The organism is Saccharothrix sp. NRRL B-16348 (genome assembly GCF_001280085.1).
Taxonomy (GTDB): Bacteria; Actinomycetota; Actinomycetes; order Mycobacteriales; family Pseudonocardiaceae; genus Actinosynnema.
Genome location: NZ_LGED01000001.1, coordinates 243,425 through 270,349 on the forward strand (window position 1 = coordinate 243,425; position 26,925 = coordinate 270,349).

The window sequence follows — 26,925 nt, forward strand, 5'->3', positions numbered from 1 at the left end:
CACGTTCAGGTGGCTGAACAGTAACGCTGCGAGAGCGCTCTCACGGCCGGGCGCAAGAATTGCTGCTCCGAAATGCCCGGATTTCTCGAACGTTTCAGGAACGGCGGACGGGCCGGCCGAGCAACGCGATCAACGGCTGTTCCACTTGTGCCACAAGGGATTCACCGAACACGCACAGCGTGTGTTCCCAGGGGTGCCCGAACGTGCCGAGGCGCAGATCGCGGGTGACGTACAGGAAGTAGTCACCGTCCGGGTACACGTGGCCGGGCCACCGCGGTTGCCCCGGCCGGCCGACCCGGTCGGGGTCGAACCGGTAGCCGACGTGCTGCCAGTCGAGCCAGTACAGCTCCTCGCCCACGCCCTCCCGCAGCCCAGCGATGATCACGCTCTGCAGTCCGTCCACGCCGTCTTCCCCGACGTTCAGGTGCCAGGTCACCGATCCGGGTGGTTCCGCGATGCCGGGGAAGGCGCTCGTGCTCGGCCGGAAGTCGAGCCGCCGGTAGACCCGGCGCCAGACCTCGTCGTACTCCGCCTGATCGAACAGCGGGACGACCGGACGCGTCGCGGCGGCCGGGCGCGGCGGCGTCCAGTGGTAGGAGCGGGCGGTGGCGACCTCGCGGAAGCCCGCGCCCAGCAACACGGCACGCAGCTCGCCGTCCGCTTCGGCGAAGAACGTCGACTCCGGCTCGGCCCACTGCCGCCACGCCGCCAACACCTGCGGCCACTGGCCGGTGAGACCACCGATCACCACGGCGCCACCACCTGCGGGCTCCGCCCACCCCGCGCCCACGACACGGCCGCGTTCGAGCACGACCTGGACGTTCGCGTCGTAGAGCCGGGCCGGGCCGTCGGCCTCGAGGTCGGCGAACGGCGTGCGGTGGTGGCCCCGCGCCAGCCGTCGCACCTCCGGCAGGTCCTCGTCTCGGAGTTCACGCACGTCACCGCTCGGCGGCGCGGTGATCTCGTCCGCGACCAGGACGGAACGCTCCCAGCCCGGCGTGAAGCCGGCCGCGAGCAGGTGCGCGGGGAGGTCGGGCGCTTCGTGCGCGTAGGTCTTCCACTCGACCGGCTCACCGCGTTCGGCGAAGTGGCGCAGCTGGCGTTCGACGAGGTCGGCGAGGTCGACTCCGGCCAGGTCGGGGTGTTCGACCGTGCCGTGCGCGCCGTGGTGGACGCGGGTGACCGGACCGTCGTGCTCGACCACCGCGCCGATCGGCGTGCTCCACGGTCGGCGCGGCCACGCGTCGTCGGCGGGTCGGGTCTTGCGCCGCGGTGGGCGGGGGCGCACGGGGTTGGCGTCGAAGAAGCCGTTGATCGCGGCGACGACCTGAGGTGAGGCGAAGTCCGGCACGGTGAGGTTCAGACCGCCGGCCACCGGGCCGTCCGGGCCGGGGGTCGTGAGGACGAGCGTCGACGCGCGGACCCGGCCGAGTCCTTCCCGGGACGCGGCGTCAGGGGTCAGGCCGGCCACGATCACGCGGTGTGGCGTCGCGCCGGCGAAGACCATCCGCACCACGAGCAGCGCCCCGACGCCGTGACCGCCGAGGTCGTAGTCAGTGGTGGCCAGGTGGTCGAGCAGGGCGAGCCCGGCGGCGGTCGGCACCAAGTCCGGCAGGTCGACCAGGATCACCCGGTGACCACGGGCGACCAGGGGCTCGACGTGCGGAAGCCACAGATCGGCCGTGTCGTCCGAGTCTCCGGCGAACAGGACGAGCGGACGGCCGTCGCCGAAGTCGCGGTAGGTGAGGAGGGTGCCGTCCGGAGCCCGGAACTGCTCGCGCCCGGTCACCCGTCGAGCCGTTTGTAGTACTGGACCTGGGGGAACGCGGTGAAGCCCGCGCGTTCGTAGGTGCGGCGCGCCGGGGCGTGGCCGGGATCGCCGCCCGTGCCGACGACGGCCAGGGTGACGCCCGCTTCGCGGAGGCGCTCGACCGCGAAGGACGTGAGGCTGGAGCCGATGCCCTGCCGCTGGTGGTCGGGGTCGACGGCCAGCATGTGGATCTCGCCGTCTTCCAACCGGATCGCGACGAAACCCACGGCGCGGTCCTGCTGGTCGGCCACCCACACGGCTGTCGCGTCGTCCCGGCAGACGTCCTCGACGGCTCGGGCCTGCGTCGACTCCCAGTCCGGGAACAGCGCGGTGTAGATCGGAACGCCCAGGGCGGCGCGGAACGAGTCGAACACCGGAGCCCACGCGCGCAGCGAGAACTCCACGACGGTGCCGATGTCGTCGGCCGTCAGCGGGCGGATGACCATGCGGCCATCATCGCGACAGGCGCACGACCTCCGCACTCGAATTCGCGGTCAGGTCCGCCTCGGCGCGGGCGATGGCCGCGTCGAACGCCGCCCGGAAGTCCGCGATCGAGGTGTCCTCCAGTTGGAAGCAGAACTTGTCGTCCGGGCCGAGCAGTTCGAGCACCCCGTTGTTGACGTTGATCGTGCACACGGCAGCCTCGCCCCGGTCGGTCTGGCACCGGAGCAGCCACTCCCGCCGCTCACGCTCCTTGCGGATCACCCTCTGCGCCACGCTTCTCCTCCTAGCTGGTTGTATGTCCTCGGACACGCCGAGTAACCCCTATAGATTAGGGTTTAGATAGCCCGTTAGCGATAACCCGATGGAGTGGACACATGGCGCTGGCGCGGCAGACCATCGAGCGCCTTCAACTCGGGCTCGCCCTCACCCGGCTGCGCACCCAGGCGAAGAAGTCGCAGGGCGAGGCCGGAGCGGTGATCGGGCGCACGCCAGGCCGGATCAGCCAGGTCGAGAACGGCAAAGGCGGGCTCGGGGTCGACGAGTTGACCAAGCTCCTCGACTTCTACGGCGCTCACGGTCGGGAGCGCGAGACGATCCTCGCGCTCGGCGCGGCAGCCCGGCGGCGGGCACCCCGACGGGGATACGTCGACAACCTGCCGGAACCCTTCCAGCGCTTGGCGGAGTTGCAGGCCGCGGCCACCAGGGTCCGCTGGTACGAGTGCGGGGTGATCCCGGGTCTGGTGCAGTCGAAGGACTACGTCCGGGCGATCATGGCGCTGTCCAACTCGATCTACTGGACAGACTCGGAGTCGGAGACCGCCGAGCGCACCGCCTTCCGGCTCGACCACCAGCGCCGGGTGTTCGAGACCGGGGCGGCCAAGCGGATCGAGATCGTCTTCACCGAGGACTCGCTGGACCACGTGATCGGCGACGAGTCGGTGATGCGCGGCCAGGTGCTGCACCTGCTCCAGTTGCTGGAGAGCTACCCCGACCTCGACATCGGCGTGGTGCCGGCGGGCACGGCGGACAACCCGGCGCTGGGCGGTGGCCTGGTGGTGCTGGACTTCGCCCACTCCACACCTGTCGGCTTCGCGACCAGCCTGCACGGCCCCGCGCCCTACTACGATCAACCTGAAGACGTCGAGCCGATGCAGCGGATCTTCGCCCGGGTCAAGGAGTTGGCGCTGAGCCGGGCGGACACCCGAGCGCTGTTGATCGGGCGGATCAAGGAGGGCACGTGACCGCGCGCGACACGGGGTGGATCAAGAGCAGCCGCAGCTCCGGCGGTAGCAATGCCTGTGTCGAGGTGAGGCTGACCGAGGCCGCCGTGGGCGTGCGGGACTCGAAGAACGCCGACGGGCCGCGGTTGGTGTTCGCGGCCCGTGGGTGGAAGGCATTCCTCGCGCAGGTCAGTTCGGGCTGATCCACTGGCCGGTGACGGAGTCGATGCGGACCACGCCCGACACCGTGACCTTCTCGCCCGAGTCGCCCGAGCCGTCCGACCACACCTCGTCGCTGTCCGGCGTGTACTTGCCGTCCTCGCCGATGCGGCCGTGCTCGACCTCGGTCCACTCCTCGTCGCCGGTGTGCCGGGACACCGTGACCTCGCCGTCCTGGGTGATCTCGGTGGCCAGGTCGGCGCTGCCGTCGCCGTCGGCGTCGGTGAAGAGCCAGGTGTCGCCGTCCTCGTCCTTGACCACCGCGGTGTCGGCGCGGCCGTCGCCGTCCGTGTCCTCGGTGGCGGGCCCGACGTTCTGGTCCTCGCCGCCCTCCATGTCGACGACGATCGCCTTGCCGGCGTTCGTGTTGGTCTGCTCGGTCCGGTCGTCCGACGGCTCGACGGCGACCCACTCGCCGGAGTCCTCGTCGAACGCGGCCTGGCCGGTGAGTTCGCCGTCCGCGTCGAACGAGCTCATCAGGTCGGCGTCGCCGTCGCCGTCGGTGTCGCTGAACGCGAGGTGCCCGCCGTCGTCGGTCTCCACGACCGCGCTCTCCTCGACACCGTCCTGGTCGAGGTCGTAGGTCGCCTCGGCGGTGTACTCCTCGTCGCCGACGGTGACCTTCAGCTCGCCGTCGGCCGCGCCTGTCTCGTCGATGTACACCGGTGTCCCACCCTCCTGCGTCCTGTACGGGTAGGACTCACGTTATGCCTGTTCGGTTCCGCTGCGGAAGCGTCATCACTCCCTCTCGGGCCGGGAACCGAGCAGGAGCAGGCAGAACGTCGTCACCGCCGCCACCAGGCCGGCCAGCAGGAGCATCGGGTCCAAGCCGTTCGGCGGCGGTGGCGCGGCGGCCACCACCTGGGGCGTCGCCGCGGTCGTGGTGGTCGGCGCAGCCGTGTGAGCTGGGGGGATCGCGGCGGGTGGTGGTTCGACCACGGGCTGCTGGGTGGTCTCCGGCTGGGCCGCCGCCGGTGGAGTCTCGTCCGGCAGCACGGTGACGCGCGCACGCATGTCGGGGTGCACCGAGCAGTAGTAGTCGTAGACGCCGGGCACGGTGAACGTGAAGCTCCACGACTGCCCCTGCGCCAGCAGCGGCGACCGGAGCACGGCGGGCCCGGCCGTCGTGACCACGTCGTGCGGCGCCTGGTCCTGGTTGGTCCAGGTCACCGTCTCGCCGACGCGCACCGTCATCTCACCGGGCTGGTAGGCGTACTGGGCGATGGGGATCTGGTGGCCTTGTGCGGCGGCAACGGCGACTTCCGCAGGAGCCGACAGGAACAGCAGGAAAACGGCGGCGAGCAGGGCGCGCATGAGGTGGTCTCCCAGGAGCGGGGCGACCCGGGCGTCGTCGACCGGGTCGCCGGCTGATCAGCAGGTCGCTTGCGCGAACACCGGGTCGAGCATCTGCTCCAACATCACGGTGTGGGACTTGATGTACTGGTCGAACGCCAACGCGTCGTCGACCTGCTGCAACGGCGACGTCTCCAGGTGCGCCGCCTTGATGTGGGCGAGGAGCGGCGCGAGCACCTCACCGCTGAGCGCGCTGTTGAGCGCCGGGTCGAGCATCTGGCCCAGCAGCACGGTGTGCGACTTGACGTACTGGTCGAACGCCAGCGCGTCGGTCACCTGCTCCAACGGCGACCTCTCCAGGTGGGCCGCCTTCAGGTGCGCGATGAACGGCTCCAGGGTCTCCTTCGGGACGCACGACGTCGGCGGCTGGCCCGTGGGCGGAGCCGTGGTCGTCGTGGTCGGGTGGGTCGTGGGGTGGCCGGTGGTGGGCGGCGCGGTGGTCGTGGTCGTGCCGCCGGCGACGGTGACCGAGGCCTTCATGTCCGGGTGCACCGAGCAGTAGTACTGGTAGCTGCCCGCCTTGGTGAACGTGAACGTGTAGGACTGGCCCTTCTGCAGGGTGGGCGAGGTGAACTTCTCCGGGCCGGAGGTGACCACCACGTTGTGCGGCGCGGTGTCCTGGTTGGTCCAGGTCACGGTGTCGCCGACGGCGACGGTGAGCGCCGCCGGGCTGTAGGCGTAGCCGGAGATCGTCACCGACTTGGCGGACGCGGCGGCCGGGGCGGCGGCTTGCGGTGCCGCCGCGGCTGCGTGGTGGCCCGCCTGGGCGGCGAGGTCGACCTGGGCGGCGGGGGTGGTGCTCGGCGCCGACGTGCCGACGGCGGCCAGGCTGAACACCGCTCCGGCTATGCCGAGGGCGGCCAGGACGAGGGCGAACCGGCCGCCACGCCGTGGTTCCGTGCTGTCCACTGTGGACTCCTTCTTCATTCGGTTCACCGGCCTGGGCTGGCGGTGACGAGAAAGCCCGCCGCGCCGATCACGGCGATCGCGAGCACGGTCTCCAGGGCGACCGAGCGGGCGAACGGTGCGGCGGAGGTTGCGGTGGCGAGGCGGCGGTCGACCCACCTCTTGCTGACCAGACCCGCGGCGAGCAGCACGCCGAACAGGCCGAGCTTGATCGCCAGGATCCGGGCGTAGTCGGTGTCGAGGGTGAGGCCGTTGAGCCGCCACGCCAGCACGCCACCGGCCACGACCAGCGCGGACACCGAGCCGAGGGCCAGCTTCGAGTAGCGCGGCACGACCTCGGCGAGGGTGGCGAGGTCCCGGCGCGGCAGCACGCCGAGCAGCAGCAGCGCCAGTCCGCCGACCCACAGGCAGATCGCCGCGAGGTGCACCAGCACGGCCACCTGCGCCCACCAGCCGAGGTCGGGGGCGTGACCGGTCATGCCGCTGGTCCGCAGCACCCCGAACGCGACCGCGCCCGCGCCGACCCGCCACGGCAACGACGTCACGGCGCGTTCGCCGCGGCGCAGCAGGTCGGCGAGCACGACGCCCGCCAGCACCCACAGCAGGCCGCGGGCCACCCACGCCCGCCCGAACGGGATGTCCAGGACGGGGAGCACGACGGCCAGGTCGACGTCCGCCGGCGCGACCTGGCCGATCCACGCGGCCTCCAGGAGCAGGCCGGCGACGGTGCCGAGCAGGCCGAGCAGCCAGGCCGCGAGGAGCAGGCGGGCCGGGCGGCGCTCGTTCGCGCCGGCCGGCCAGAGGAACGCCAGGAACGCCGCGCCGCCGAAGAACAGGACGGTGCCGGTGTAGTCGACGACCCGGGCCAGGGTGAACCAGGACTTCGCGGCGTCGCCCGCCGCCAGCGCGAGGCTCACGGCGTGCTCAGCAAGCCGACGACCCGACCGTCGCCCGGCTGGACGAGGAGGCCGCACCGGTCGCCGAGCAGGCCGTTGAGCTGCGCGTTGTTGGTGCCGGAGATCGGCAGCGCGCCGGTCGACGTGGCCGTGCCGACCACACCGGCGAGATCGGGCAGGCCGCCGACGCCGCCCACGGCCGTGCCGGGCTGGAGGCCGCCCGGCGCGCCGGTGGGGAGAACACCGGCGAGCGGACCGGTGAGCGGCGTCGGCGTGGCACCCCCGAGCAGGCCGCCGAGTGACCCGAGGGTGCCGGTCAGGGCGCCGAGCGCGCCGGTGTCGGTGAGCGCGGCGGTGTCGATGAGCAGCGGCAGCGCGCCGGTCAGGTCGGACACCAGCGGCAGGCCGTCGACCAGCGCGCCGAGCCCGGCCAGCAGGGCGCTGATCGCGTCCACGTCGCACGGCGGCTGGGTCGGCGGCTTGGTGATCGGCGGTGTCGTCGGCGGCGTGGTGGGGTCCGGGTGGTTCGGCTCTGGGTGGACGGGGTTGGGGTGGGTCGGGTCGGGGTGGACCGGCGGCACGGCGGTGCCCTGGTGCCGCTGCGGCTGTCCGACGTGGACGGCGGGTGGTGGGTCGGCCGGGTCGGCCGTGCCGGTCACGTGGTCCTGCGGCGGGTGGGCGGTCGACTGCTGGTCCGCCGCCACGGTCGGCGGGCGGCCCAGCCCGGAGGCGAAACCCAGGACGACGACCACCGTGCCGACCAGGCTCGCCGCGACCACCTGGTCCCTGTTGAACTTCATCGCGATTCGCCCCCGAGTCCGGTTAATAACCCGGAATGAGCGAATCAGTCGCACGTGAACGGGCGTGTCGTAATGGTCAAGCACCCGTTAAGTGGACCGCCACGAGATTCACCACAAGGAGGGAGAACTAGGCAACACCACGTTAAATTGCGCCCACAACGAGCCTGTCACCTGCGCAAACGTTGTCGATCTTAGTCCGTTCAGGTGACAGGCCGCATCTATTCTTAAAATGGCTCGTTAATCAGGGTTCGCCATTTACTCAAACGCGGTCGCGCACCGCGCGGATGCGGGCCAGCAGTTCGTCGACCTTCGTCCGGCCCGCGGTGAGCTCGGCCAGTCGACGCGTCACGGTCTGCAACGCGCGGGTCCGTTCGCCGGCTTCCATCCGCAACGCCTTGTCGACCTCGCGCAGTTCCGCCTCGATCGCGTCGACCCGCTTGCCGAGGGCGTCGTCCAACGCCAGCGACAGCTGCTGCTCGGCCTCGATCAGCTGCTCCGCGACCAGCTGGTCCACGGTGGACCGCGCGTCCGCGATCGCGTCCGACAGCCACTGCTTGAGGTGCTGCTTGTCGGCCGAGTGCTTCCTGGTCCGCGCCATCCACCAGCCCGCGCCGAGACCGAGGGCGATGGTCACCGGCAGCACGATCGGGTTCAGCGCCGCCACCCCGAGCCCGGCCAGCGGCAACGCGGCCAGCCGGCCCGCGCCCAACCCGCCGGACACGCCCATGAACACCAGCAGCTTGTCTTCCGCAGTCGGCGCGCGCTTCTCCGGGGGCCGCAGCACGACCGGCGGCGTCACGCCGCGCGCGAACTGACTCCGGATCACGGCCAGCTCCTCGGGCGAGAACAGGTCGGCCAACGCCGAGTCGGCCACGCGGGACAGCCGCACGCCCAACCCGGCGCTGATCCGCCCCGACACCACCTGCAACGCCGTGTCGACCTCCTGCGGCAACGCCGCCAGCCGCTCCCGGTCGGCCGAGTCGATCGCCGTGCGGAACCACGTCTGCACGTCCCGCATCTGGCGGCTGACCTCGTGCGCGCCCTCCACCCGCGCCCGCTGCACCTCGCCGCGCAGCCGCACCTGCCAGCTCCGCGTCGACGAACGGCGCTGCGAGTTCAGCTCGTCACGCCGCCCGCGCAGCGTCTCGGCCTCCTCCTCGCCCGACGACAGCGCGCGCTTGTCCGCCTCGTTGCGCGCGATCAGCTCGTCCAGCACGGTCGCCAGCGCGCGCAGCCCGTTGGCCTCGCCGAGCATCGCCGCCCGGCCGACCACCAGCTCCTGCAACGCCTCCTGCAACGCCCCGATCCCGGACCGCTCGCGCAGCATCGCCCCCGCGTCCGGGTTCGGCGCCTTGGCCGCCAGCTCGAACATCCGCGACGACACCGGGTGGAACACCGCGCCGCGGAACCTCGGCGCGTGCTCGGCCAGCAACGCCTGGTCGGCCTCCAGCACCTGCCGCCAGCCCCGGTACTGGTCGACCTTGGTCAACGCGAACACCACGGTCTCGACCCGTTCGCCGACCGTGCGGAGGAAGTCCAGCTCACCGCGCGTGAACGGGGCCGAGGCGTCGACCACGAACAGCAGCGCGGTCGCCGTCGCGGCGGCTTCGGCGGCCAGCTCGCCGTGCACGGAGTCGAGCCCGCCGACACCGGGGGTGTCCACCACGGACAGCCGTTCCAGCAGCGGGATGGGCGCCTCGACCTCGACGTACCGGGGCGGCAGCATGCCCTCGGGCAGCTCGTGCGCCGCCGACACCCAGTTCACGATCTCGGACCGCTCGAACGGCACCGGCGACATCGACCCGGCGTAGCAGGCGCGGGCCGACCACTCCTCGCCGTGCCGGAACACCAGGTACGTCGCGGTGGCCACCTCGGCGTCCACCGGTGACAGGTTCGGCGTCGCCAGCAGGGCGTTGACCAGCGAGCTCTTGCCCCGGTTCGTCTCGCCGACGACCACCACCGACGCCGGGCCGGCCCGGCGGGTCTCCACGAACGACGCGGCCGACGGGTCGAGCGCGCGGACCAGGTTGGTGAGCTTCTCCCTGGTCTGCCGGACCGTCTGCGGCAGGCTGCTCATCGCGCGGTGTAGACGGTGACGATGGGCGCGCGCAGCGTCCGGCCGCGATCGGCGAAGCCGACCACCTCGGTCTCCGCCACCACGCCGTCCAGCGACGCGTCCGGTGTCGGCACGGTGCCGCCCGCCTCGTGCCGCGACGGGTCGAACCGCTCGCCGTCGGGCCGCACCGCGGTCACGCCGATCGCCGCCAGGCCCTCTTCGAGCCGTTCCACCACCCCGGCGCTGCGGGCGCGGTCGAGCGCGTACAGGCACAGCTGCACCAACGCGCGCCGCTCGGCCAACGCCTGGTCCAGCAGCTCGTCGGCGATGGTCGTCTCCAGCGTCGTCTCCACAGCGTGGTCGGACGCCGTGCCGCCCTGTTCCGTTCCGCTCATCGCCGTCCCCGCAGTTGTTGCCAGATCAGGAAATAGGCCCGGTGCACCACGTGCGCCACCCGGCTCTGCGCGGGCGTGGCGCCGAACGACGCGAAGGAGCGCCACCAGCCCGCCCGTTCCAGCGCGTAGGCCAGGAGCTCCTGCGGCGGTCTGCCGCGCAGGCCGAGCTGCTCGGCGAGGTCCGGCGAGCTGCCGAACCGCAGCACCTCTTCCACCAGGTCGTTCGGCATCGCCACGGCGCCGGACGCGACCAGCGTCAACGCCTCCAGCAGCCGCAGCTGGTGCGCCTCGGGCTTGGCCAGCAGCACCTCGATCGCGTCGTGCACGCGCTGCCGCTCGTTCGGGTCGCCGGAGGCGGCGGCCAGCGACGTCACCGACGCCAGCGCCGCGGCGGCCTTGATGCCGTCGGCCCGCGAGCGGAACACCGCGTTCAGCTTGGCCCGCACGCCGTCCAGCCCGGAGGCGTCGAGGAGCTTGCGGCGCAGCGCGCCCGCGGTGATGCCCGGCTCCGCGTCCACCGCTTCGAGCGCCTTGCGGACGCCGTAGAGGTCGAGCTTCTCCAGCAGCCGGGTGCGGGTGCCGACCGGCACGTCGCACTCCCAGCTCACGAACAGGTCGGCCGAGATCAGCATGGTCTCGCGGGTGGCGTCGTCCAGTTCGGCCAGCTTGCGCAGCGCGTCCGCGTCGGCCGAGGTGAAGCCGCCGGTCTCGGTCGACTCGGCGACCAGGCCGATCACCGGCAGCACGTCCGCGACCCGCGGCTTGAGGGTGAGCGCCTGCCGTTCGGCGAGCAGCACCGCCGCCTGCCACGTGTCGCCGTTCGCGCCCTCCACGGTCTCGGCGGCGATCGTGTCGGCCTTGTTGAGCACCGCGATCGCGTTGACCGGGCCCGCCTCGCGGCTCGCAGTCGCGGCGGTGAACGCGGCCAGCGCCTGCTGGTCGTCCGCGCGCACGCCCTGCGTGACCACGTACAGCACCGCCTCCGCGCCGGCCACCGCGTTGCGCGACACCGGGTCCAGCTCGCCGCCGAGCAACGCCTCCGTGCGGGCGACCGACGCGGCGTCGAGCGAGCCGAGGCCGGGTGTGTCGATCACGGTCAGGTCCCGCAGCACCGCGTTGGTGAGGTACGCCTCGATGTGCGACACCCGCTCGATGTCCACGCCGAGGTCCGGCGGGATCGAGCCGTTCGACTCGAACGGCAGCACCTGCTTGCGGCCGTCGGCGAACACCACCTCGATCCGGTCCACCGTGCCGTACTGGAAGCGGGTCACCAGCCGGGTGCACTCACCGACGTCCGTCGGCGCGACCCGCCGGCCGATCAAGGCGTTGACCAACGTCGACTTGCCGGACTTGATCCGGCCCGCGACGGCGACCTGCAAGGGCGCGGACAGCCGCCGCAGCACCTCGCCCAGCCCCGCCGCGGTCGCCGGGGAGACCTGCGGACGCAGGCCGACGCAGAGGTTCGCGACCGCCGCCGAGAGCGGACCGGCGAGCTGCTTGGCCTGCGTCGTCACGCCGGAGATCGTGCCACGTCGGGGTGACGCGCGGTTTGCGAACTCGGCGACCGGGGTATTTCCGCGACCGACGAGGGAGGTCGCCCATGGAACAGGGATATGCGGTGTTCCTGCTGCTCGGCGTGGTGCTGGTGCTGATCGACGGCCAACTCATCTACCGCAGCGGCAAGGGGTACATGAGCCGGGCGTACGGGGACCCGGAAGCGGCCAAGTCGATGACCCGCCTGGCGACCGTGCTGTTCCACCTCGTGGTGCTCGGGATGCTGGCCATCGTGTCGATCATCACGGTGAACACCGGCGACCCGGTCAAGGACGTCGTGGTGAAGCTCGGCGTCATGCTCCTGATCCTGGCGCTGGTGCACGCGGTGACCATGATGATCCTGGGCCGCATCCGCGACCGGCAGCTCCAGCAGCAGCTGGCCGACGAGATGGCCGAGGAGCACCGCCAGTACGAGCAGCAGCGGACCGTGCCGCCGCAGACGCGCGTCGAACCCGTGCACGGCGCGCCCGCGCCGCGGGTGGCGGAGGCGGTCGAGGACAAGATCGACCCGACGCAGATCAAGACCACCAGGTAGGCGCGGACGTTCATCCGCCTGTGGGACTAGGCGAGCGTCAACCCGTGGCGCGACGCGCGGCGCTCTAACCGGTATCTAACCTGGTCACGTGCGGCGGCTGAGCCTGTGGATGCGAGCGCACCCGGTCTTCGGGGATTCCCTGATGGCCGGGTTGCTGCTCGTGTTCGAGCTCGGCGTGCTGGCCGCGAACCAAGCGGGCGTGGCGCCCTCCACGTTGCTGTTCGTCGGCGCGCTGATGATCGTGCCGGTGGTGTTCCGCCGGCAGTACCCGCTCGGCTCGTCCTACGTGATCCTGTTCGGCGGGGCCGTCCAACTGCTCACCCACGGCGACCTCTCCACCGGGCTGCCGATCCGGTTCGCGGACTTCTCGCTGGCGATCGCGCTGTACACGATCGTCGCGTACGTCGGCAGGCGGCAGGGCCTGCTGTACGCGATCTGGCTGGCCATCGGCACGTTCGTGTGGGCGTTGTGGCCCATGGGAGCGGGGGTCGAGGCCGCGTTCATGGTGTTCGTGATCGCGGTGGTGTTCGGGTTCAGCTGGGCGATGGGCGAGTTCGTCGGCGCCCGCCGCGCCTACAACCGGGAGCTGGAGCAGCGGCTCAAGCTGCTGGAGACCGAACGCGACCAGCAGGCGCGGATCGCGGTCGGCGAGGAGCGGTCGCGGATCGCGCGCGAGCTGCACGACGTGGTCGCGCACGCGGTGAGCGTGATGGTGGTGCAGGCCGACGGCGCGAGCTACGCGATCAAGACCAACCCGGACCTGGCCGAAGCCGCCGTGCGGACCATCGCCGAGACCGGGCGGCAGGCGTTGACCGAGCTGCGGCGGCTGCTGGGCGTGCTGCGGTCGGAGGACCAGTCCGGCACGCAGTGGGTGCCCCAGCCGGACGCGGGCGACCTGCACGAACTGGCCGAGAACTGCCGGGCCGCCGGGCTGCCCGTCCGGCTGGAGACGCTGGGCGACCTGTCCGCGCTGCCCGCGGGCCTGGGTCTCGGCGTCTACCGGATCGTGCAGGAGGCGCTGACGAACACGTTGAAGCACGCGGGCGCGGGCGCCTCGGCCGTGGTCCGCGTCACCCAGGCGGGTGATCAGGTGGAGGTGGAGGTGGCCGACGACGGGTTCGGCACGCCGCACGACCTGGTCGCCGTGTCCGGCGGCAACGGCCTGATCGGCATGCGCGAGCGCGCCGGCGTGCTCGGCGGCACGTTGGAGGCGGGCCCCAACCCCGGCGGCGGGTGGCGGGTCCGGGCCGTGCTGCCGCTGGTCCCGTCGTAGGGTGCCGGTCTGTCCGGCTGGAAAGGTGACTTCGTGATCCGGGTACTGCTCGTGGACGACCAGGAGCTCATGCGCATGGGCTTCCGGATGGTGCTCGGCGCGCAAGAGGACGTCGACGTGGTCGGTGAGGCGGCCAACGGGCTCGACGCCGTGCAGCTCGCCGAACGGCTGCGGCCGGACGTGGTGCTGATGGACGTGCGCATGCCCGTGCTCGACGGGGTCGAGGCGACCAAGCGGATCGCCGAGGCGGGCACCGCGAAGGTGCTCGTGATGACCACGTTCGACCTGGACGAGTACGCGTTGTCGGCGTTGCGCAACGGCGCGTCCGGTTTCCTGCTGAAGGACACGCCGCCGGGCGACCTGGTGTCGGCGTTGCGCGCGGTGGCCAGCGGCGACGCGGTGGTGTCGCCTTCGGTGACCAAGCGGCTGCTGAGCCGGTTCCTCGGCGAGGGCGGCGGCGAGCTGCGCGACGCGGCGGTGCTGGAGGCGTTGACCGAGCGGGAGCGCGAGGTGCTGGTGCTGATCGCCAAGGGGCTGTCGAACACCGAGATCGCGCGGAAGCTGTTCCTGTCGGAGGCCACCGTGAAGACGCACGTGGGGCGCATCCTGGCGAAGCTGGAGCTGCGCGACCGCGTGCAGGCCGTGGTGCTGGCGTACGAGACGGGACTCGTCCGGCCCGGCGACGTCTGACCGGGCCGGACGCTTGTCGGGCGTTACCGGTACTTCGACACGTCCGCCGTCGTCGGGTCGACGCCCGCCTTGAAGACCTCCTCGTACCAGCGGCCCCAGTCCGGCCGCGAGCCGTCGACGTCGGTGAAGCCGTACTCGCGCATCAGGGTCCACGAGGCGAGCGCCTTGCCGGTGAACCGGTGGCGGTCCGGGTCGGCGGCCAGCGCCGCCACGCCGCGGCCGACGTAGCGCGGCGTCTCCGACATCGCGTAGTGCGGCTCCTTGACGATCGCGTCACGCCAGTTCGCCTCGGTCACGCCGAAGTGCTCCAGCATCTGCTCCGACCGCAGGAAACCCGGCGTGACGGCGACCGACGTGCCGCCGAACGCCGCCAACTCCTTCGCCATCACCGTGCCGATCCGCCGGATCGCGACCTTCACCGAGTCGTAGGCGAGCGACTCGCTGTAGAAGTCGTCGCTGTCGCCGTCGGTCACCTCGACCAGCAACCCGCCCGGCCGGCGGATCAGCAGCGGCAGCAGGCGGTGCAGGGTGACGAAGTGCGCCTCCATGCTGTTGCGCCACATCCGCAGCTGGCGGTCCAGGTCCTGCTCCCAGAACACCTTGAACTCGGTGTCCGCCTCGCCGCCCCACACGTCGTCCACCAGGACGTCCAACCGGCCGTCCGCCTCGGACTCGACGCGGGCGCGGAACGCGTCCACGTCCGCCGGGACGGTGAAGTCGCACCGCACCGGGATGCCCCGGCCGCCCGCCGCCGTGACGAGCTCCGCGGTCTCCTCGATCGTCTCGTCGCGGCCGATCGGCGACTTCCGCTCGCGCGTCGACCGACCGCCGACGAACACCGTCGCGCCGGCCGCGCCCAGCTCCACCGCGATGGCACGTCCCGCGCCCCGCGTCGCCCCCGTGACCGCCGCCACCTTGCCCTCCAACGCCGACATCATCTCCCCTTCCACGCGTCCAGCACCGCGTCCACGTCTTGCGCCAGCCGGTCGGCCAGCTCGCCGCGCGGCCGGACGGACCAGTCCATCGACACGCCGTAGAGCAACCCGGTGAGCACCCTCGCCGCGCGTTCCGGTGACGGGCCGCGCGGCAGGTCCACCGGTCGGGTGAGTTCCACCACGGTCCGCTCGGTCGCCGCGTACAGCTCGGCGAGCAGCGCCCGCAGCTCCGGGTCGATCAGGTCGACGCCGAGCTGGGCCAGGTGGTTCTGCGCCTCGGCCGGGTCGACCACGCCCTCGAACCAGGTCAGCAACGCCGCCCGCAGCCCGTCCGCCGGGTCGTCCGCCGCGGCCGCGGCCTCGTGCATCCGGCGCACGTTCTCGTCCATGGTCTGCCTGGTCAGGGCCTGGAGCAGACCGCTCTTCGAGCCGAACCGGCCGGCCACCGTGCCCACCGAGACGCCCGCCCGCTCGGCCACGTCGGCGACGGTGAACCCCGGCCCCTTGCGGCCGATCACCTCCGCCGCCGCGGCCAGCAGCCGTTCGTCCGTGATCGTCTTCGGTCGTGCCACGCCATTATTGAACCATGGTTCAGTAATGGTCGCCCAGTAGGGTGACACCAGTGACCTGGAGACCACGCCTCATCGCCCTGGACATCGACGGCACCATCACCCCCGTGGGTCGCGAGGACGTCGCACCGGCCGTGCGCGCGGCCATCGGACGAGCCGTCGACCACGGCGCGCACGTCGTCCTCTCCACCGGCCGCAGCCTCGTCGGCACCCGGCCGATCATCGACGACCTCGGCCTCCGCGACACCACCGCCATCTGCTCCAACGGCGCGGTCTGGTGGGACACGACCACCCGCGAGGTGATCCGGAAGGTCGAGTTCGACCCCGGGCCGTCGGTCGAGCGCCTGCGCGCCCTGCTGCCCGACGCGGTGTTCGCGGTGGAGCTGACCGGGGTGGGGAACCTGGCGTTCGGCCGGTTCCCGGACGGCGACCTGTGGGGCGAGGTGCGCGAGGTGTCGTACGGCGAGCTGGCGGCCACGCCGACGTCCCGGCTGGTCATGCGCTGGGTCGGCCGCACGCCGGAGGAGCTGGCGCTGCGGATGCTCGACGTCGAGCTGCCCGGCGTGACGGCGTCGTGCGACCACAACGAGCCGTGGCTGACGTTGTCGCCTCCCGGCGTGACCAAGGGCGCGGCGCTGGAGGACCTGCGGTCCAAGCTCGGCGTGCCCGAGCGGGACACGCTGGCCATCGGCGACGGCTCCAACGACGTCGAGATGCTGCGGTGGGCCGCGCACGGCGTCGCGATGGGACAGGCGCCCGTCGCCGTGCGAGAGGTCGCGGACGCGGTCACTGGCACGATCTTCGACGACGGCGCCGCGGCCGTGCTGGACCGGTACTTCGCCGCGTAACCGCGGTGCCCTGGCGGCGGGCCGGCCCGCCGCCAGGACAGCGTGCTCAGACCACTACTTCTTGGTCTTCTTCTTCGGCTCCTTCGCCTTCTTCGGCTCCTGCTTCTTGGGCACGGTCTCGGCCTTCGTGCCGGTGCCGCGCACCTTGGCGAGCCGGTCCTTGACGCAGGTGTCGTAGCCGCCGCAGACCTTCGAGGCGGCCTCGTACTGCTTCTTCGCCACCGCCGGGTCGATCTTCTTCTCGGTCGGCTTCTTCGTGACCTTCTTGGTCTCGACGGGCTTCTTCGGCTCGACGGTCTGCTTCTTCGTCGTGACCTTCTCGGGCTTGGTCGGCGTCTTCACCGGCTTGGCCGCCGCCTTGGCCGCCCGGAGCTTCTTCACGCGGTCCATCACGCACGTGTCGTAGCCCCCGCACTCGCGCCGGGCTTGCTGGTACAGCGGATCCGCGTTGGACTTCCTGGCGTTCTTGTCCGCCTTCGCGATGTCCTTCGCGTTCTTGTCACGCAACTTCTTCACGCGATCCATCACACACGTGTCGTAACCGCCGCACTCACGCCGAGCCTGCTGGTACAGCGGATCCGCGTTGGACTTCCTGGCGTTCTTGTCCGCCTTCGCGATGTCCTTCGCGTTCTTGTCACGCAACTTCTTCACGCGATCCGTCACGCACGTGTCGTAACCGCCGCACTCACGCCGAGCCTGCTGGTACAGCGGATCGGAGTTGGACTTGTCCGCCACCTTCTTCGCGGTGGTGAGGGCGTTCCGGTGCGCGATCAGCCTCTCGCCGAGCATGAGCGCGGTGTTGTGCGAGAACTCCTGCTGCGGGCGCACCATCTTCTGGAACGGGTTGAGCTTCTTGCCGGCCAGGTAGTCGTCGATCATCCGATCGCGCAGCTTGGGGTCCTTCAGCGCTTTCTGGTACCACTCCTCCTGCCGCCGCGCCATGTCGCCGACGACGACCTGGGTCATCACGCCGCCGTAGATGTCACCGACCATGCCGCTGCGGCCACCGCGCACACCGGTCGGCACGCGCACCTTGGGGCCGACCACCGGCAGCGACCCGGTCTTGACGGGCGTCTTGACCGGCGTCTTGGTCGACGGCGACGTGCCGTCGGGCGTCTTGGTGACGCCGGACGACGGTCCCAGCGGCTTCTTCGGATCCTGCTTGGCCGGCGTGCCGCCGGTGTCGTCGCCGTCGTCGCCGTCCTTGTCCTTCTTCGCCTTGCGCTTGCGCCACTCGTCCAGGCAGGTCGCGGCGCACTCGAACGCGGCTTGGGCGTAGGTCTTGCCCGAGATCTCCGCCAGGTTCGCTTCCTCGCCCCCGAAGTACTTCTTGCCGAGGCACTTGAAGACGCACCGGATGATCTCGTTGCGCTCGGACTTGCTCATCCTGCTGTCGAGCTCGAGCCAGACCGAGACGGTCTTCCCGGTGACCTTGTTCTTGGCCGTGACGAGCGTCTGCGTCACGGGGCCGCGCTTGATGTGCTTGGCCACGTGCGGCGTTTCGAAGATCCCGGCATCGCGGTGCTTGCCGGGCTTGCCGAACACCGGCGGCCAGACGCTCGGCCGACCCGGTTCGCGGTGCTTGCCCGTGTACTCCTTGGGCTTGCGGTGGTCGGGTTTGTCCGCGTCCCCGCCGGCATCGGCGGACGACGACGGAGGCGGAGGGGGCGCGGCCATCGCGACCGGTCCCGACAGCATCACGCCGCCGGCGACCGCCGCGGCCACCAGCCCGGCCAGGCCGCGCCGGACGCGGTCCGGCCACGGCGACCGTGCCACGTCCGCCACTTCGGTGTGGTCCGACATGCCGCTCACCACCCGCCGGAGAAGGCGGGCGCGATCTCGACCTCGTCGGCGCCGACCCCGGACACCAACGCCCCGTGGTCACCCGACCAGGTGATCTCGTGCTCGCCCGCGTAGAAGTGTTCGAAGTCCGGCGTGGCCGGCGCATACGGCTCGCCCTCCGGCGGCCCGCTCTCCAACACCCTGGTGCCGAACGACTCGGCGACCGGGGACTCGACGACCGGGGACTCGACGACCGGCGACTCGACGACCGGCGACTCGACGGCAGGGGACTCGACGGCAGGGGACTCGACGGCCGGCGGAGCGAACAGCGCCTCGACCGGCTCGGCGGAGCGGTCGGCGAGGGCGGTGACGTCCGCGACGGTCTCCTCCACCGCCTCCGGCACGGCGACGTCCGGCACGACATCGGCCACGACGTCCGGCACGACCGCCCGCAGGGCGGCCACCTCGGCGTCCAGGTCGGCGACCGCGTCCGCGACCGTGACGGCCACGAGTTCGGCCACCTCGGCGCTGTCGACCAACGGCGCGTACGCGGGCTCGGCGGGCGCCTCGACCACGACGGGCGCGTACTCGACCGGGGCCTCGACCGGCACGTCCGCCGGGACCTCCGCGGGCTCGTCGGCGGGCGGCGTCGGCTCCGTCGGCTCGGACGGCGCCAGGTCGTCCTCGGTGATCGTGGGGAAGTCCTCGTCCGACGGCGGCACCTCGACCGCGGCGGGCGACGAGGTCGCGGTCTCGAAGGAGACGCGGGCCGCGTCGGCGCCGTGCGAGGAACCGACGATGTACGCGACGGCGGCCACCGCGGCGGCCGACGTGAACATGAGTGCGATCCCGAGCCAGCGGCCGCGCGGCGAGACCCGCGCCCCCGGTGGGTCGGTCGGTGGCGTGGCAGGCCTTCGCCGTGGCGCCGGTACCGATTTCCGTGACATGTGTCCGGGCTTCCCTCCTCCCACCGCCACCGGGCGCGCGAACGACCCTGGGAGATGGCGGCGGGGATGGGAGCCAGGCAAGCCGTCCCGGTGACCGCGGGGCAACGGGTTCGGGTGTACGGGACAGTCCCGGACACCCGGACGGCACGATCGGCGCAGGTCGGACGCCTGCGGCCCGGACACCGCGGCACGGCCGCTAGGGCGCGGGCGGCGCCACCTCGGTCTTGGCGACGACCACGGCGTCGCGGATGCGGACGACCACCTCGCCCGGCCCGCCGTTGAGCTCGGCGAACTCGTTCGCCCGCCGCGCGCCCATGTACCGGGCGCCGATGCGGCCCGCCCAGTAGCGCACCTGCTCCGGGTCGTCGTCGACCTCGGCGCGCCCGGACACGGTGACGAAGGCGAACGGCGGCCGTTCGTCGTCCAGGCAGACCGACACCCGGCCGTCGCGCCGGATCGCCCTGCCCTTGATCGACCCCACGTTCGTGGTGAACACGAGCGTGCCGCCGTCGAGGTCCACCCAGACGGGTGTGACGTGCGGCGACCCGTCCGCGCGGACGATCGCCAGCTTGCCGGTCCGGGCGGGCAGGGCCGACACGAACTCGCGCCACCAGCCCTCGGGTGCGTCGGTGTGAGCCATGACCGAACACCGTAGGGCCATCCCATCCCTGAGAACGACCCGGTGAACGCCTAGGGGACAACTCAGGGTGAACACGGATTACTACGACCGAGGTAGCTACCACGATAAGACTGAAGTCGCACGGACGAGTCAACTACAGGCCGATGTGCGCGACCCGGTGGACCAGGCAAGGTTCAACGTAGTCCGGGGGATGTGTCGTCCAGGGGAGAAACCATGATCGAGGCTGTCGGCCTCACCAAGCGCTACGGGAAGACGGTGGCGGTGGACAACCTGTCCTTCACCGTCCAGCCCGGTCGGGTCACCGGGTTCCTCGGTCCCAACGGCGCGGGCAAGTCCACCACCATGCGCATGATCCTCGGCCTCGACCGGCCGAGCGCGGGCCAGGTGCTGATCGGCGGCAAGCCGTACGCGCAGCTCGACCGCCCGCTGCGGACCGTCGGCGCGCTGCTGGACGCCAAGTGGGTGCACCCCAACCGCTCCGCGCGGGCGCACCTGCAGTGGCTGGCCAAGTCCAACGGCCTGCCCGACCGCCGGGTCGACGAGGTGCTGGACATGGTCGGCCTGACCAAGGTCGCCAAGCGCCGCGCGGGCGGCTTCTCCCTCGGCATGTCCCAGCGGCTCGGCATCGCGGGCGCCCTGCTGGGTGACCCGAAGGTGTTGCTGTTCGACGAGCCGGTCAACGGCCTCGACCCGGAGGGCATCCTCTGGATCCGCAAGTTCATGCAGGGCCTGGCCACCGAGGGCCGGACCGTGCTGGTCTCGAGCCACCTGCTGTCGGAGATGGCGCTGACCGCCCAGGACCTCGTGGTCATCGGGCGCGGCAAGCTCATCTCGCAGTCCAGCACCACCGAGTTCGTCGAGCGGTCTACCGAGAACACCGTCCGGGTGCGCAGCCCGCACGCGGACAAGCTGGGTGCGATGCTCATCGACAAGGGCTTCACCGTCCGTGAGGACTCCGACGGTTCGCTCACCGTGTCGGGTGCCCTCAGTGACGAGATCGGTGACATCGCGGCGGGCAGCGGCGTGGTGCTGCACGAGCTGAGCCCGCAACGCGGTTCGCTCGAACAAGCATTCATGCAGCTCACCGGCGATTCTGTCGAGTACCACGCCGAACTCGCCGAGACGGGGAAGTGACCACCGATGACTCTGCTCGCCGTTGAACGGATCAAGCTCTTCTCCACCCGCTCGCCCTGGTGGTGCATGCTGCTGGCGCTCGGGTTGACCGTCGGCCTGACCGCGATCATCGCGGCCAACTGGGACGGTTCGCCGATGCCCGTGATGGGCGCGGTGTTCACCCACACGTTCGGGCTTTACGTGATCATGGTGATGGCCGCGCTGGCGGTCACCACCGAGTACCGCTTCGGCACCATCAAGTCGACGTTCCAGGCCGCTCCGGACCGCACGTCGCCGATGATCGCCAAGGCCGTCGTCGTGGTACTGCTGTCCGCCCTGGTCGGCCTGGCCGCCTCGTTCGGGTCGTGGGGCCTGAGCTGGCTGCTCGCGGACGACACCTCGCAGCTCGCGCTCAGCTCCGGCAACGACTGGCGGCACGTCGCCGGCGTCGGCCTCGTCTTCGGCGCGGGCGCGCTGCTCGCCCTGGGCATCGGCGCGCTGGTGCGGCAGACCGCGGGCGCCGTGTCGATCATCCTGGTGTTCGCGCTCGTGCTGGAGAACGTGGTCGGCCTCATCCCGAACATCGGCGACGACATCCAGAACTGGATGCCGTTCCTGGTGGCCCAGAAGTTCATCCTGGGCGACCCGGACCCGAGCGGTATCCCGGACGGCGCCGGCCCGCCCGCGATCGGCGAGCTGAGCCCGTGGGGTTCGTTCGCGTACTTCGCCGGCATCGCGCTGGCGATCTACATCATCTCGCTCGTCGTGGTGAAGCGGCGCGACGCGTAGACGGGCACGCCCGCGCCGCAGGCATTCGGGGGCAGGCGGCCGGGCAGCCGGGGGAAAGGGGGAGCTCGGGTCACCTTCGGGGGGTGGCCCGGGCTCTTCTGCTTCAGGTTCCGCCACCAGCGTGTGATCGGACGGGAGATGTCATGATCGAAGCGACCGGCCTCACCAAGCACTACGGCAAGACCGTGGCCGTGGACGACCTGTCGTTCAGCGTGCAGCCGGGCCGGGTCACCGGCTTCCTCGGACCCAACGGCGCGGGCAAGTCCACCACCATGCGGATGATCCTCGGCCTCGACAGCCCCACCCGCGGCAAGGTCACCGTGAAGGGCCGGGACTACCGGTCGCTGCACGACCCGCTGCGCGTGGTCGGCGCGCTGCTGGACGCCAAGTGGGTGCACCCCAACCGCTCCGCGCGGGCGCACCTGCAGTGGCTGGCCAAGTCCAACCGGATCCCGAGCCGGCGCGTGGACGAGGTGTTGGACATCGTCGGCCTCACCCAGGTCGCCAAGCGCCGGGCGGGCGGGTTCTCCCTGGGCATGTCCCAGCGCCTCGGCATCGCGGGCGCGCTGCTCGGCGACCCCGAGGTGCTGATGTTCGACGAGCCGGTCAACGGCCTGGACCCGGAGGGCATCCTCTGGATCCGCCAGTTCATGCACCGGCTCGCCGACGAGGGCCGCACCGTGTTCGTGTCGAGCCACCTGCTGTCGGAGATGGCCCAGACCGCGCAGGACCTGATCGTGATCGGGCGCGGCAAGCTCATCTCGCAGACGAGCACCGAGCAGTTCATCAAGGACGCCACCGAGGACACCGTGCGGGTCCGCTCGCCGCAGCTCGACCGGCTGCGCGAACTGCTGGCCGGACGGGCCCGCATCGCGGACGCCGCGGCGTCGGACGGCGCGCTCGTCGTGCACGGCGTGGAACCGTCGTTCATCGGCGAGTTGGCCGCGGCCAACGGCATCACGTTGCACGAGTTGAGCCCGCAACTCGGTTCCCTCGAGGAGGCCTTCATGCAACTCACGAAGGAATCCGTGGAATACCACGCGGCCGACTGACCGGTTCTCCCCTCCGGCGCCGGGAAACGATTCGCCGACCGCGCGGCGGGTCAGAACCGGTCGTTGCGCCAGAAGTCGTCGGACGGCGGCGGGATTTCGGTGACGACCGGCGCGGGCGCGCGCCGGACCCGACTGCGCCGGGCCAGCAGCAGGCCCACCGCCGCCACCACGATCCCGACCGCGGTCAACCCGCCGAACGCCACCATCAGCCTGGTGCCGCCGTCCGGGTCGGTCGGCCGCACGGCCAAGGCCTCGTCCGACGTCGGCGGCGGCGGTTCGGCCGAGGACTCGCGCGGTGGCGGCGCCAGCGGGTTGCGCTCCACCGGCGGCACGTCCGCGGTCAGCGCGGCGACCGGGTCGACCTGGCCGAACCCGGTGACGTTGTCCCGGCCGGGCGCGAGCAGGTCGGTGGCGGTGGCGATGAGCCGGTTCACCACGTTGCCCGCGTCCATCTCGGGGTAGCGGGCGCGCACCAGCGCCGCCGCGCCCGAGACCAGCGCCGTCGCCGCGCTCGTGCCGTCCACCTCGGCGTAGCCGGTGTCCACGACCTTCACCGGCACGGCGGTGACGATGCGCTGCGCGGGCGCGGCCAGCACGGTCTCCGGACCGGTGTTGGACTCCGGCCACGGCCCGTTGCCCTCGATCGTGCCGGAGACCGCGATCACGCCCTTGATGTTGGCGGGCGCGCCCACGTGCTCGTCGCCGTCGTTGCCGGTGCCCGCGACCACCACGGCGTCGTTGTCGAACGCGTAGTTGACCGCCCGCAGCAGGTCGGGGGTGAGCGTCGCGAGCGAGGTCAGGGACAGGTTGATGACCTCGGCGCCGTGGTCGACGGCCCAGGTCACGCCCTCGGCGACGGACGCGGTGGTGAACTTGTCGCCGTCCGCGCCGACCGAGATCGGCAGGATCATCGCGCCGGGCGCCACGCCGAGCGCGCCGCCGTCCACCGCCCGCCCGGCGATCAACGTCGCCATCGCGGTGCCGTGGCCGTCGTTGTCCTCGGTGCCGTCCGTGCCGCTCGCGGAGCCGAACCCGGTGCCCGGCAGCAGCGCGCCCGCGAGGTCCGGGCGGGTGTCGTCGACGCCCGAGTCGACCACCGCGACGACCACCCCGTCACCCCGTGTGGTGGCGTGCGCCGCGGACACCTCCAAGGCGGTGAGGTGCCACTGCTGCTCCTCGATCGTCTGCGCGCGGGCAACGCCCGGCACGACCACCGCGATCAAGATCGCGGCGACCACCGCTCTCCCCGTCACCAATTCCCCCTGTGTTCGGGATCACAGATATTCCAGGTCAATCATGTTTCACAGTTCTGGATTCCGGCAAGCGGAGTAAGGCGTTCGTTAAGACGTCGTGAACTCCGGCACAGCCCCATGACAAGCGCTTCTGAACCCGGTCAGATGGAAAGCGCGAATCGTGAGGCAGGCGCCTGCCCGCACGCGAATTCGGATACCCCCCGTCAAGGAACCCCCCGGAGGTGAACCCGTGACGGTGCTTGATCCGGACCTGAACGCCGACCACTCGGCAACCGGGTCCAATGAGCTGCCACGGCAACGCGACCACGCCCTTCGCGTCGAACCGATGTTGGCGTTGGAATGGTCGCACGCGATCGAAGCCGCGGGAGGGGTCGGTGTCGCCGACTCACCCGCACAGACGCGTCGAGCCTGGATCCACCGGGCCGACGAACAGCAAGTGCTCGCCCTGTTCCGCGCGGTAGGCCCCGACGCACCCGCACCGTGGTGGCTCAGGGCCCTCGACCGGGGCCGGATCGCCTCGCGCGCGGCGGCGTTCGCCCTGGAGGACGAGGTGACCCGGCTGCTGGGCAGTCGGCCGGGTTGGGTGTTCGTCCCGTGGGCGACCGAGGGCGAGGTCGGCTACTGGGAGTTCGTGCCGTCCGAGAGCGGCGTCTACGGCCCCGCCGAGCCGACCACCGTGCAGTTCACCGACCGGCACCCCGGTTTCGTCGACCTGCTCCCCGCGCACCGGGGCCCCGGTCAGCGCCAACCCATCGAGTTCACCCCCGCCGAGCTGCGCGAGCAGATCGAGGACCTGGAGAACATCGCCTAGCGCACCACCTAGGCTGTACGCCCGTGACGTCCAGCCACCAGCGACCGCCGCACCACCGTTCCGTCGTCAGCTATGTCCAACGCGGCGAACGGATGACCGTGGGGCAGCAGCGCGCATGGGACCGCCACTGGGAGCGCTTGGGCCACGAGGTCAAGGCGCTCCCGGCCGGTCCCGTGCGCTTCGACGAGTGGTTCGGGCGCGAGGCGCCCGTCGTGCTGGAGATCGGTTCCGGGATGGGTGAGACCACCTCGCAGCTGGTCGCCGCCGCGCCCGACGTCAACTACGTGGCCGTCGAGGTCTACAAGCCCGGCCTGGCGCAGCTGCTGCTGCGCGCCGAGGCGCTCGACGTGACCAACCTGCGGGTCCTGCGCGGTGACGCGGTCGACCTGCTCACCGAGCACGTGGAGCCCGGCTCGCTCGCCGAGGTGCGGATCTACTTCCCCGACCCGTGGCCGAAGAAGAAGCACCACAAGCGCCGGCTCGTGCAGCCGGAGTTCGTGCAGCTCGTGGCGTCGCGCCTGCGGCCGGGCGGCACGCTGCACCTGGCGACGGACTGGGAGGAGTACGCCGAGCAGATGCTCCGGGTGTGCTCGGCCGAGCCGCTGCTGCGCAACCGGTTCGACGGGTGGGCGCCGCGGCCGGAGTGGCGGCCCGTGACGAAGTTCGAGCAGCGGGCGGTCGAGGAGGACCGGATCAGCCACGACCTGATGTTCGAGCGGGTCGAGCTCACCTGACCGTGGCATGAAGTCACGGTCCTCGGCGACCGATAGCGGCGACTGCGGGTGGATTCGTCACCGGATCGGGTGGAGTTTGTCGATCACCCGATGTGCCCCGTCTGGCAGTGACGCGTGACACCGATCCGCAACTACGGTTGCCGCCCGTGACCGTAGTTGACAACGAACCGATAACGTTCGACGTGGACGCGGCGGAGGGCTTCCTCCGCATGTTCCACATCGCCCACCCCGAAGCCGGACCCGTCGGACCCCGCCTCGGCGAGGTGCGCGCCGAGATCGCCGAGACCGGCACCTACCGGCACACCACCCACGAGCTGGCCTACGGCGCGCGGATCGCGCTGCGCGACTCCGGCTGGTGCACCAGCGGCGTGCCGTGGCGCCGGCTCAAGGTCCGCGACCTGCGCGGCGTCCGCAACGCCGCCGCCGTGGCCGGCGAGTGCGTCGAGCACCTGCGCCTGGCCACCAACGGCGGCGAGATCCGCCCGCTGGTCACGGTGTTCGCGCCGGACACGCCCACCGCGCCGGGACCGTGCGTCTGGAACGAGCAGCTGATCCGGTACGCGGGCCACGGCGACGGCACGGGCGACCTGCGCTACCGCGGGTTCACCGACGCCGTGCGGGGCCTGGGCTGGCAGCCGCCCTCGCCGCCCGGCCGCTTCGACCTGCTGCCGCTGGTGGTGGAGACCGCGCACGAGGGCGTGCGGCTGTTCACCGTGCCGCCGGACGTGGTGCACGAGGTGGCCCTCGAACACCCCGACCTGCCCTGGTTCGGGCAGCTCGGCCTGCGCTGGCACGCGGTGCCCGTGATCAGCAACATGCGGCTGACCATCGGCGGCGTCACCTACCCCGCCGCGCCGTTCAACTCGTGGTTCGTCGGCTCCGAGATCGGCGCCAGGAGCCTCGCCGACGAGAACGCCTGCGGCGTCGCCCGGTCCGTCGCCGAGGCACTCGGCCTGGACACGACCACCGAGCGCTCGCTGTGGCGCGACCGCGCGGTGGTCGAGCTGAACCGGGCCGTGCTGCACTCCTTCGACCGCGACGCCGTCACCATCACCGACCACCACGCCGAGTCGCGGCACCGGCTGTCGTGGCTGCGCTCGCGGCAACGCCACTCCGGCAACCGGCCCGCGTTCCGACTCGACCCGTCGGCGGCCCGCCGCGCCCGCGCCGGCGGCCCCGCCCGCTTCGCCCCCGCCCCCGTGGAAACGACCCAGCCGCAGTCACCCGGACGCCTCGCCGAACTGCTCCGCCGACGCGTGGCGGGTTTCGGCGACTGAGCCGGGAGAACACCCCGGATCAGC

The 26,925-nt window shown here is 71.6% G+C and carries 29 protein-coding genes; 12 read left to right on the forward strand and 17 right to left on the reverse strand.

Translation table 11 applies throughout. The annotated features are described in order from the left end of the window. Nucleotides 1-94 precede the first annotated feature (94 nt). Genes ADK67_RS48130 through ADK67_RS01225 form a run of 3 tightly spaced genes read right to left on the reverse strand, consistent with a single transcriptional unit; the run spans nt 95 to nt 2,527 of the window. Complete coding sequence (locus ADK67_RS48130; RefSeq protein ID WP_231647961.1) at nt 95-1,789, reverse strand: DUF2716 domain-containing protein; 1,695 nt, start codon at nt 1,787-1,789, stop codon at nt 95-97. Beyond that, a complete protein-coding gene (locus tag ADK67_RS01220; protein WP_053714452.1) occupies nt 1,786-2,256 on the reverse strand; it encodes a GNAT family N-acetyltransferase in 471 nt (156 codons plus the stop codon). Before ADK67_RS01220 ends, ADK67_RS48130 begins: the two co-directional genes overlap by 4 nt. A gap of 7 nt (nt 2,257-2,263) precedes the next feature. Next, nucleotides 2,264-2,527, reverse strand: coding sequence for a hypothetical protein (locus ADK67_RS01225; RefSeq protein WP_053714453.1), 264 nt, complete (start codon nt 2,525-2,527; stop codon nt 2,264-2,266). Between the two features lie 101 nt (nt 2,528-2,628). Between ADK67_RS01225 and ADK67_RS01230 the strand changes: the two genes are divergently transcribed. Both ADK67_RS01230 and ADK67_RS01235 read left to right on the forward strand, forming a co-directional pair. After that, nucleotides 2,629-3,495: a helix-turn-helix domain-containing protein gene (locus ADK67_RS01230; protein WP_053714454.1), complete on the forward strand. Its 867-nt coding sequence runs from the start codon at nt 2,629-2,631 to the stop codon at nt 3,493-3,495. After that, nucleotides 3,492-3,677: a DUF397 domain-containing protein gene (locus ADK67_RS01235; RefSeq protein WP_053714455.1), complete on the forward strand. Its 186-nt coding sequence runs from the start codon at nt 3,492-3,494 to the stop codon at nt 3,675-3,677. The genes ADK67_RS01230 and ADK67_RS01235 overlap by 4 nt, the downstream gene beginning before the upstream one ends. Here ADK67_RS01235 and ADK67_RS01240 read toward each other — a convergent pair. From ADK67_RS01240 to ADK67_RS01275, 8 genes are all read right to left on the reverse strand, one after another. Beyond that, nucleotides 3,664-4,356, reverse strand: a complete 693-nt coding sequence (locus tag ADK67_RS01240) for a hypothetical protein (RefSeq protein WP_053714456.1) — start codon at nt 4,354-4,356, stop codon at nt 3,664-3,666. The genes ADK67_RS01235 and ADK67_RS01240 overlap by 14 nt on opposite strands. A 75-nt stretch (nt 4,357-4,431) precedes the next feature. Beyond that, nucleotides 4,432-5,007 (reverse strand): cupredoxin domain-containing protein, encoded by a 576-nt coding sequence (locus ADK67_RS01245; RefSeq protein ID WP_053714457.1) that lies wholly within the window; start codon nt 5,005-5,007, stop codon nt 4,432-4,434. Nucleotides 5,008-5,064: 57 nt separating this feature from the next. Then, nucleotides 5,065-5,955, reverse strand: a complete 891-nt coding sequence (locus tag ADK67_RS01250) for a cupredoxin domain-containing protein (RefSeq protein ID WP_231647962.1) — start codon at nt 5,953-5,955, stop codon at nt 5,065-5,067. 23 nt (nt 5,956-5,978) lie between these two features. Next, nucleotides 5,979-6,869: a copper resistance D family protein gene (locus ADK67_RS01255; RefSeq protein ID WP_231647963.1), complete on the reverse strand. Its 891-nt coding sequence runs from the start codon at nt 6,867-6,869 to the stop codon at nt 5,979-5,981. Then, nucleotides 6,866-7,648 carry a hypothetical protein gene (locus ADK67_RS01260; RefSeq protein ID WP_053714459.1) on the reverse strand — a complete coding sequence of 261 codons (783 nt, stop codon included), beginning with the start codon at nt 7,646-7,648 and terminating at the stop codon, nt 6,866-6,868. Before ADK67_RS01260 ends, ADK67_RS01255 begins: the two co-directional genes overlap by 4 nt. 259 nt (nt 7,649-7,907) lie before the next feature. After that, nucleotides 7,908-9,725, reverse strand: coding sequence for a dynamin family protein (locus ADK67_RS01265; RefSeq protein WP_053714460.1), 1,818 nt, complete (start codon nt 9,723-9,725; stop codon nt 7,908-7,910). After that, the gene (grpE, locus tag ADK67_RS01270) at nt 9,722-10,099 is read right to left on the reverse strand and encodes a nucleotide exchange factor GrpE (RefSeq protein ID WP_053714461.1); all 378 of its coding nucleotides are present in this window, start codon (nt 10,097-10,099) and stop codon (nt 9,722-9,724) included. The genes ADK67_RS01265 and grpE overlap by 4 nt, the downstream gene beginning before the upstream one ends. Next, nucleotides 10,096-11,613, reverse strand: coding sequence for a dynamin family protein (locus tag ADK67_RS01275; protein ID WP_053714462.1), 1,518 nt, complete (start codon nt 11,611-11,613; stop codon nt 10,096-10,098). Before ADK67_RS01275 ends, grpE begins: the two co-directional genes overlap by 4 nt. An 86-nt stretch (nt 11,614-11,699) precedes the next feature. Here ADK67_RS01275 and ADK67_RS01280 point away from each other — a divergent pair, with 86 nt between their 5' ends. The 3 genes from ADK67_RS01280 to ADK67_RS01290 all read left to right on the forward strand — a co-directional run bounded on the left by ADK67_RS01280 (nt 11,700) and on the right by ADK67_RS01290 (nt 14,151). Beyond that, nucleotides 11,700-12,188, forward strand: coding sequence for a hypothetical protein (locus ADK67_RS01280; RefSeq protein ID WP_063797463.1), 489 nt, complete (start codon nt 11,700-11,702; stop codon nt 12,186-12,188). A gap of 109 nt (nt 12,189-12,297) precedes the next feature. Then, complete coding sequence (locus ADK67_RS01285; protein ID WP_053714680.1) at nt 12,298-13,461, forward strand: sensor histidine kinase; 1,164 nt, start codon at nt 12,298-12,300, stop codon at nt 13,459-13,461. 33 nt (nt 13,462-13,494) lie between these two features. Then, nucleotides 13,495-14,151 (forward strand): response regulator, encoded by a 657-nt coding sequence (locus ADK67_RS01290; protein ID WP_053714464.1) that lies wholly within the window; start codon nt 13,495-13,497, stop codon nt 14,149-14,151. 23 nt (nt 14,152-14,174) lie between these two features. On the opposite strand, the gene ADK67_RS01295 is transcribed toward ADK67_RS01290, so the two are convergent. Further along, a complete protein-coding gene (locus ADK67_RS01295; RefSeq protein WP_053714465.1) occupies nt 14,175-15,086 on the reverse strand; it encodes an SDR family oxidoreductase in 912 nt (303 codons plus the stop codon). Continuing rightward, nucleotides 15,086-15,658 carry a TetR/AcrR family transcriptional regulator gene (locus ADK67_RS01300; protein ID WP_053714466.1) on the reverse strand — a complete coding sequence of 191 codons (573 nt, stop codon included), beginning with the start codon at nt 15,656-15,658 and terminating at the stop codon, nt 15,086-15,088. The genes ADK67_RS01295 and ADK67_RS01300 overlap by 1 nt, the downstream gene beginning before the upstream one ends. 50 nt (nt 15,659-15,708) lie before the next feature. Between ADK67_RS01300 and ADK67_RS01305 the strand changes: the two genes are divergently transcribed. Continuing rightward, nucleotides 15,709-16,503 carry an HAD family hydrolase gene (locus ADK67_RS01305; protein WP_053714467.1) on the forward strand — a complete coding sequence of 265 codons (795 nt, stop codon included), beginning with the start codon at nt 15,709-15,711 and terminating at the stop codon, nt 16,501-16,503. Between the two features lie 54 nt (nt 16,504-16,557). On the opposite strand, the gene ADK67_RS01310 is transcribed toward ADK67_RS01305, so the two are convergent. The 3 genes from ADK67_RS01310 to ADK67_RS01320 form a co-directional block, all read right to left on the reverse strand. After that, nucleotides 16,558-18,306, reverse strand: a complete 1,749-nt coding sequence (locus ADK67_RS01310; RefSeq protein WP_157619838.1) for a hypothetical protein — start codon at nt 18,304-18,306, stop codon at nt 16,558-16,560. A 5-nt stretch (nt 18,307-18,311) separates the two neighbouring features. After that, on the reverse strand, nt 18,312-19,124 hold the full coding sequence (locus ADK67_RS01315; protein ID WP_053714469.1) for a hypothetical protein: 813 nt from the start codon (nt 19,122-19,124) through the stop codon (nt 18,312-18,314). 304 nt (nt 19,125-19,428) lie between these two features. Further along, nucleotides 19,429-19,872, reverse strand: coding sequence for a PPOX class F420-dependent oxidoreductase (locus ADK67_RS01320; RefSeq protein WP_053714470.1), 444 nt, complete (start codon nt 19,870-19,872; stop codon nt 19,429-19,431). Between the two features lie 213 nt (nt 19,873-20,085). Here ADK67_RS01320 and ADK67_RS01325 point away from each other — a divergent pair, with 213 nt between their 5' ends. The 3 genes from ADK67_RS01325 to ADK67_RS01335 all read left to right on the forward strand — a co-directional run bounded on the left by ADK67_RS01325 (nt 20,086) and on the right by ADK67_RS01335 (nt 22,826). Then, nucleotides 20,086-21,006: an ABC transporter ATP-binding protein gene (locus tag ADK67_RS01325; protein ID WP_053714471.1), complete on the forward strand. Its 921-nt coding sequence runs from the start codon at nt 20,086-20,088 to the stop codon at nt 21,004-21,006. 6 nt (nt 21,007-21,012) lie between these two features. Continuing rightward, the gene (locus ADK67_RS01330) at nt 21,013-21,774 is read left to right on the forward strand and encodes an ABC transporter permease (RefSeq protein ID WP_053714472.1); all 762 of its coding nucleotides are present in this window, start codon (nt 21,013-21,015) and stop codon (nt 21,772-21,774) included. A 143-nt stretch (nt 21,775-21,917) separates the two neighbouring features. Continuing rightward, entirely contained in the window at nt 21,918-22,826 is a 909-nt protein-coding gene (locus ADK67_RS01335) for an ABC transporter ATP-binding protein (protein WP_053714473.1), read from the forward strand. 50 nt (nt 22,827-22,876) lie between these two features. Here ADK67_RS01335 and ADK67_RS01340 read toward each other — a convergent pair whose 3' ends face one another. Next, nucleotides 22,877-24,079: a S8 family serine peptidase gene (locus tag ADK67_RS01340; RefSeq protein WP_053714474.1), complete on the reverse strand. Its 1,203-nt coding sequence runs from the start codon at nt 24,077-24,079 to the stop codon at nt 22,877-22,879. A 229-nt stretch (nt 24,080-24,308) separates the two neighbouring features. Here ADK67_RS01340 and ADK67_RS01345 point away from each other — a divergent pair, with 229 nt between their 5' ends. The 3 genes from ADK67_RS01345 to ADK67_RS01355 all read left to right on the forward strand — a co-directional run bounded on the left by ADK67_RS01345 (nt 24,309) and on the right by ADK67_RS01355 (nt 26,901). Beyond that, nucleotides 24,309-24,890, forward strand: a complete 582-nt coding sequence (locus ADK67_RS01345) for a hypothetical protein (protein ID WP_053714475.1) — start codon at nt 24,309-24,311, stop codon at nt 24,888-24,890. A gap of 92 nt (nt 24,891-24,982) precedes the next feature. After that, the gene (gene trmB, locus ADK67_RS01350; protein WP_053714476.1) at nt 24,983-25,624 is read left to right on the forward strand and encodes a tRNA (guanosine(46)-N7)-methyltransferase TrmB; all 642 of its coding nucleotides are present in this window, start codon (nt 24,983-24,985) and stop codon (nt 25,622-25,624) included. Nucleotides 25,625-25,770: 146 nt separating this feature from the next. Next, nucleotides 25,771-26,901 (forward strand): nitric oxide synthase oxygenase, encoded by a 1,131-nt coding sequence (locus ADK67_RS01355; RefSeq protein WP_269435968.1) that lies wholly within the window; start codon nt 25,771-25,773, stop codon nt 26,899-26,901. The last annotated feature ends 24 nt before the right edge of the window (nt 26,902-26,925 follow it).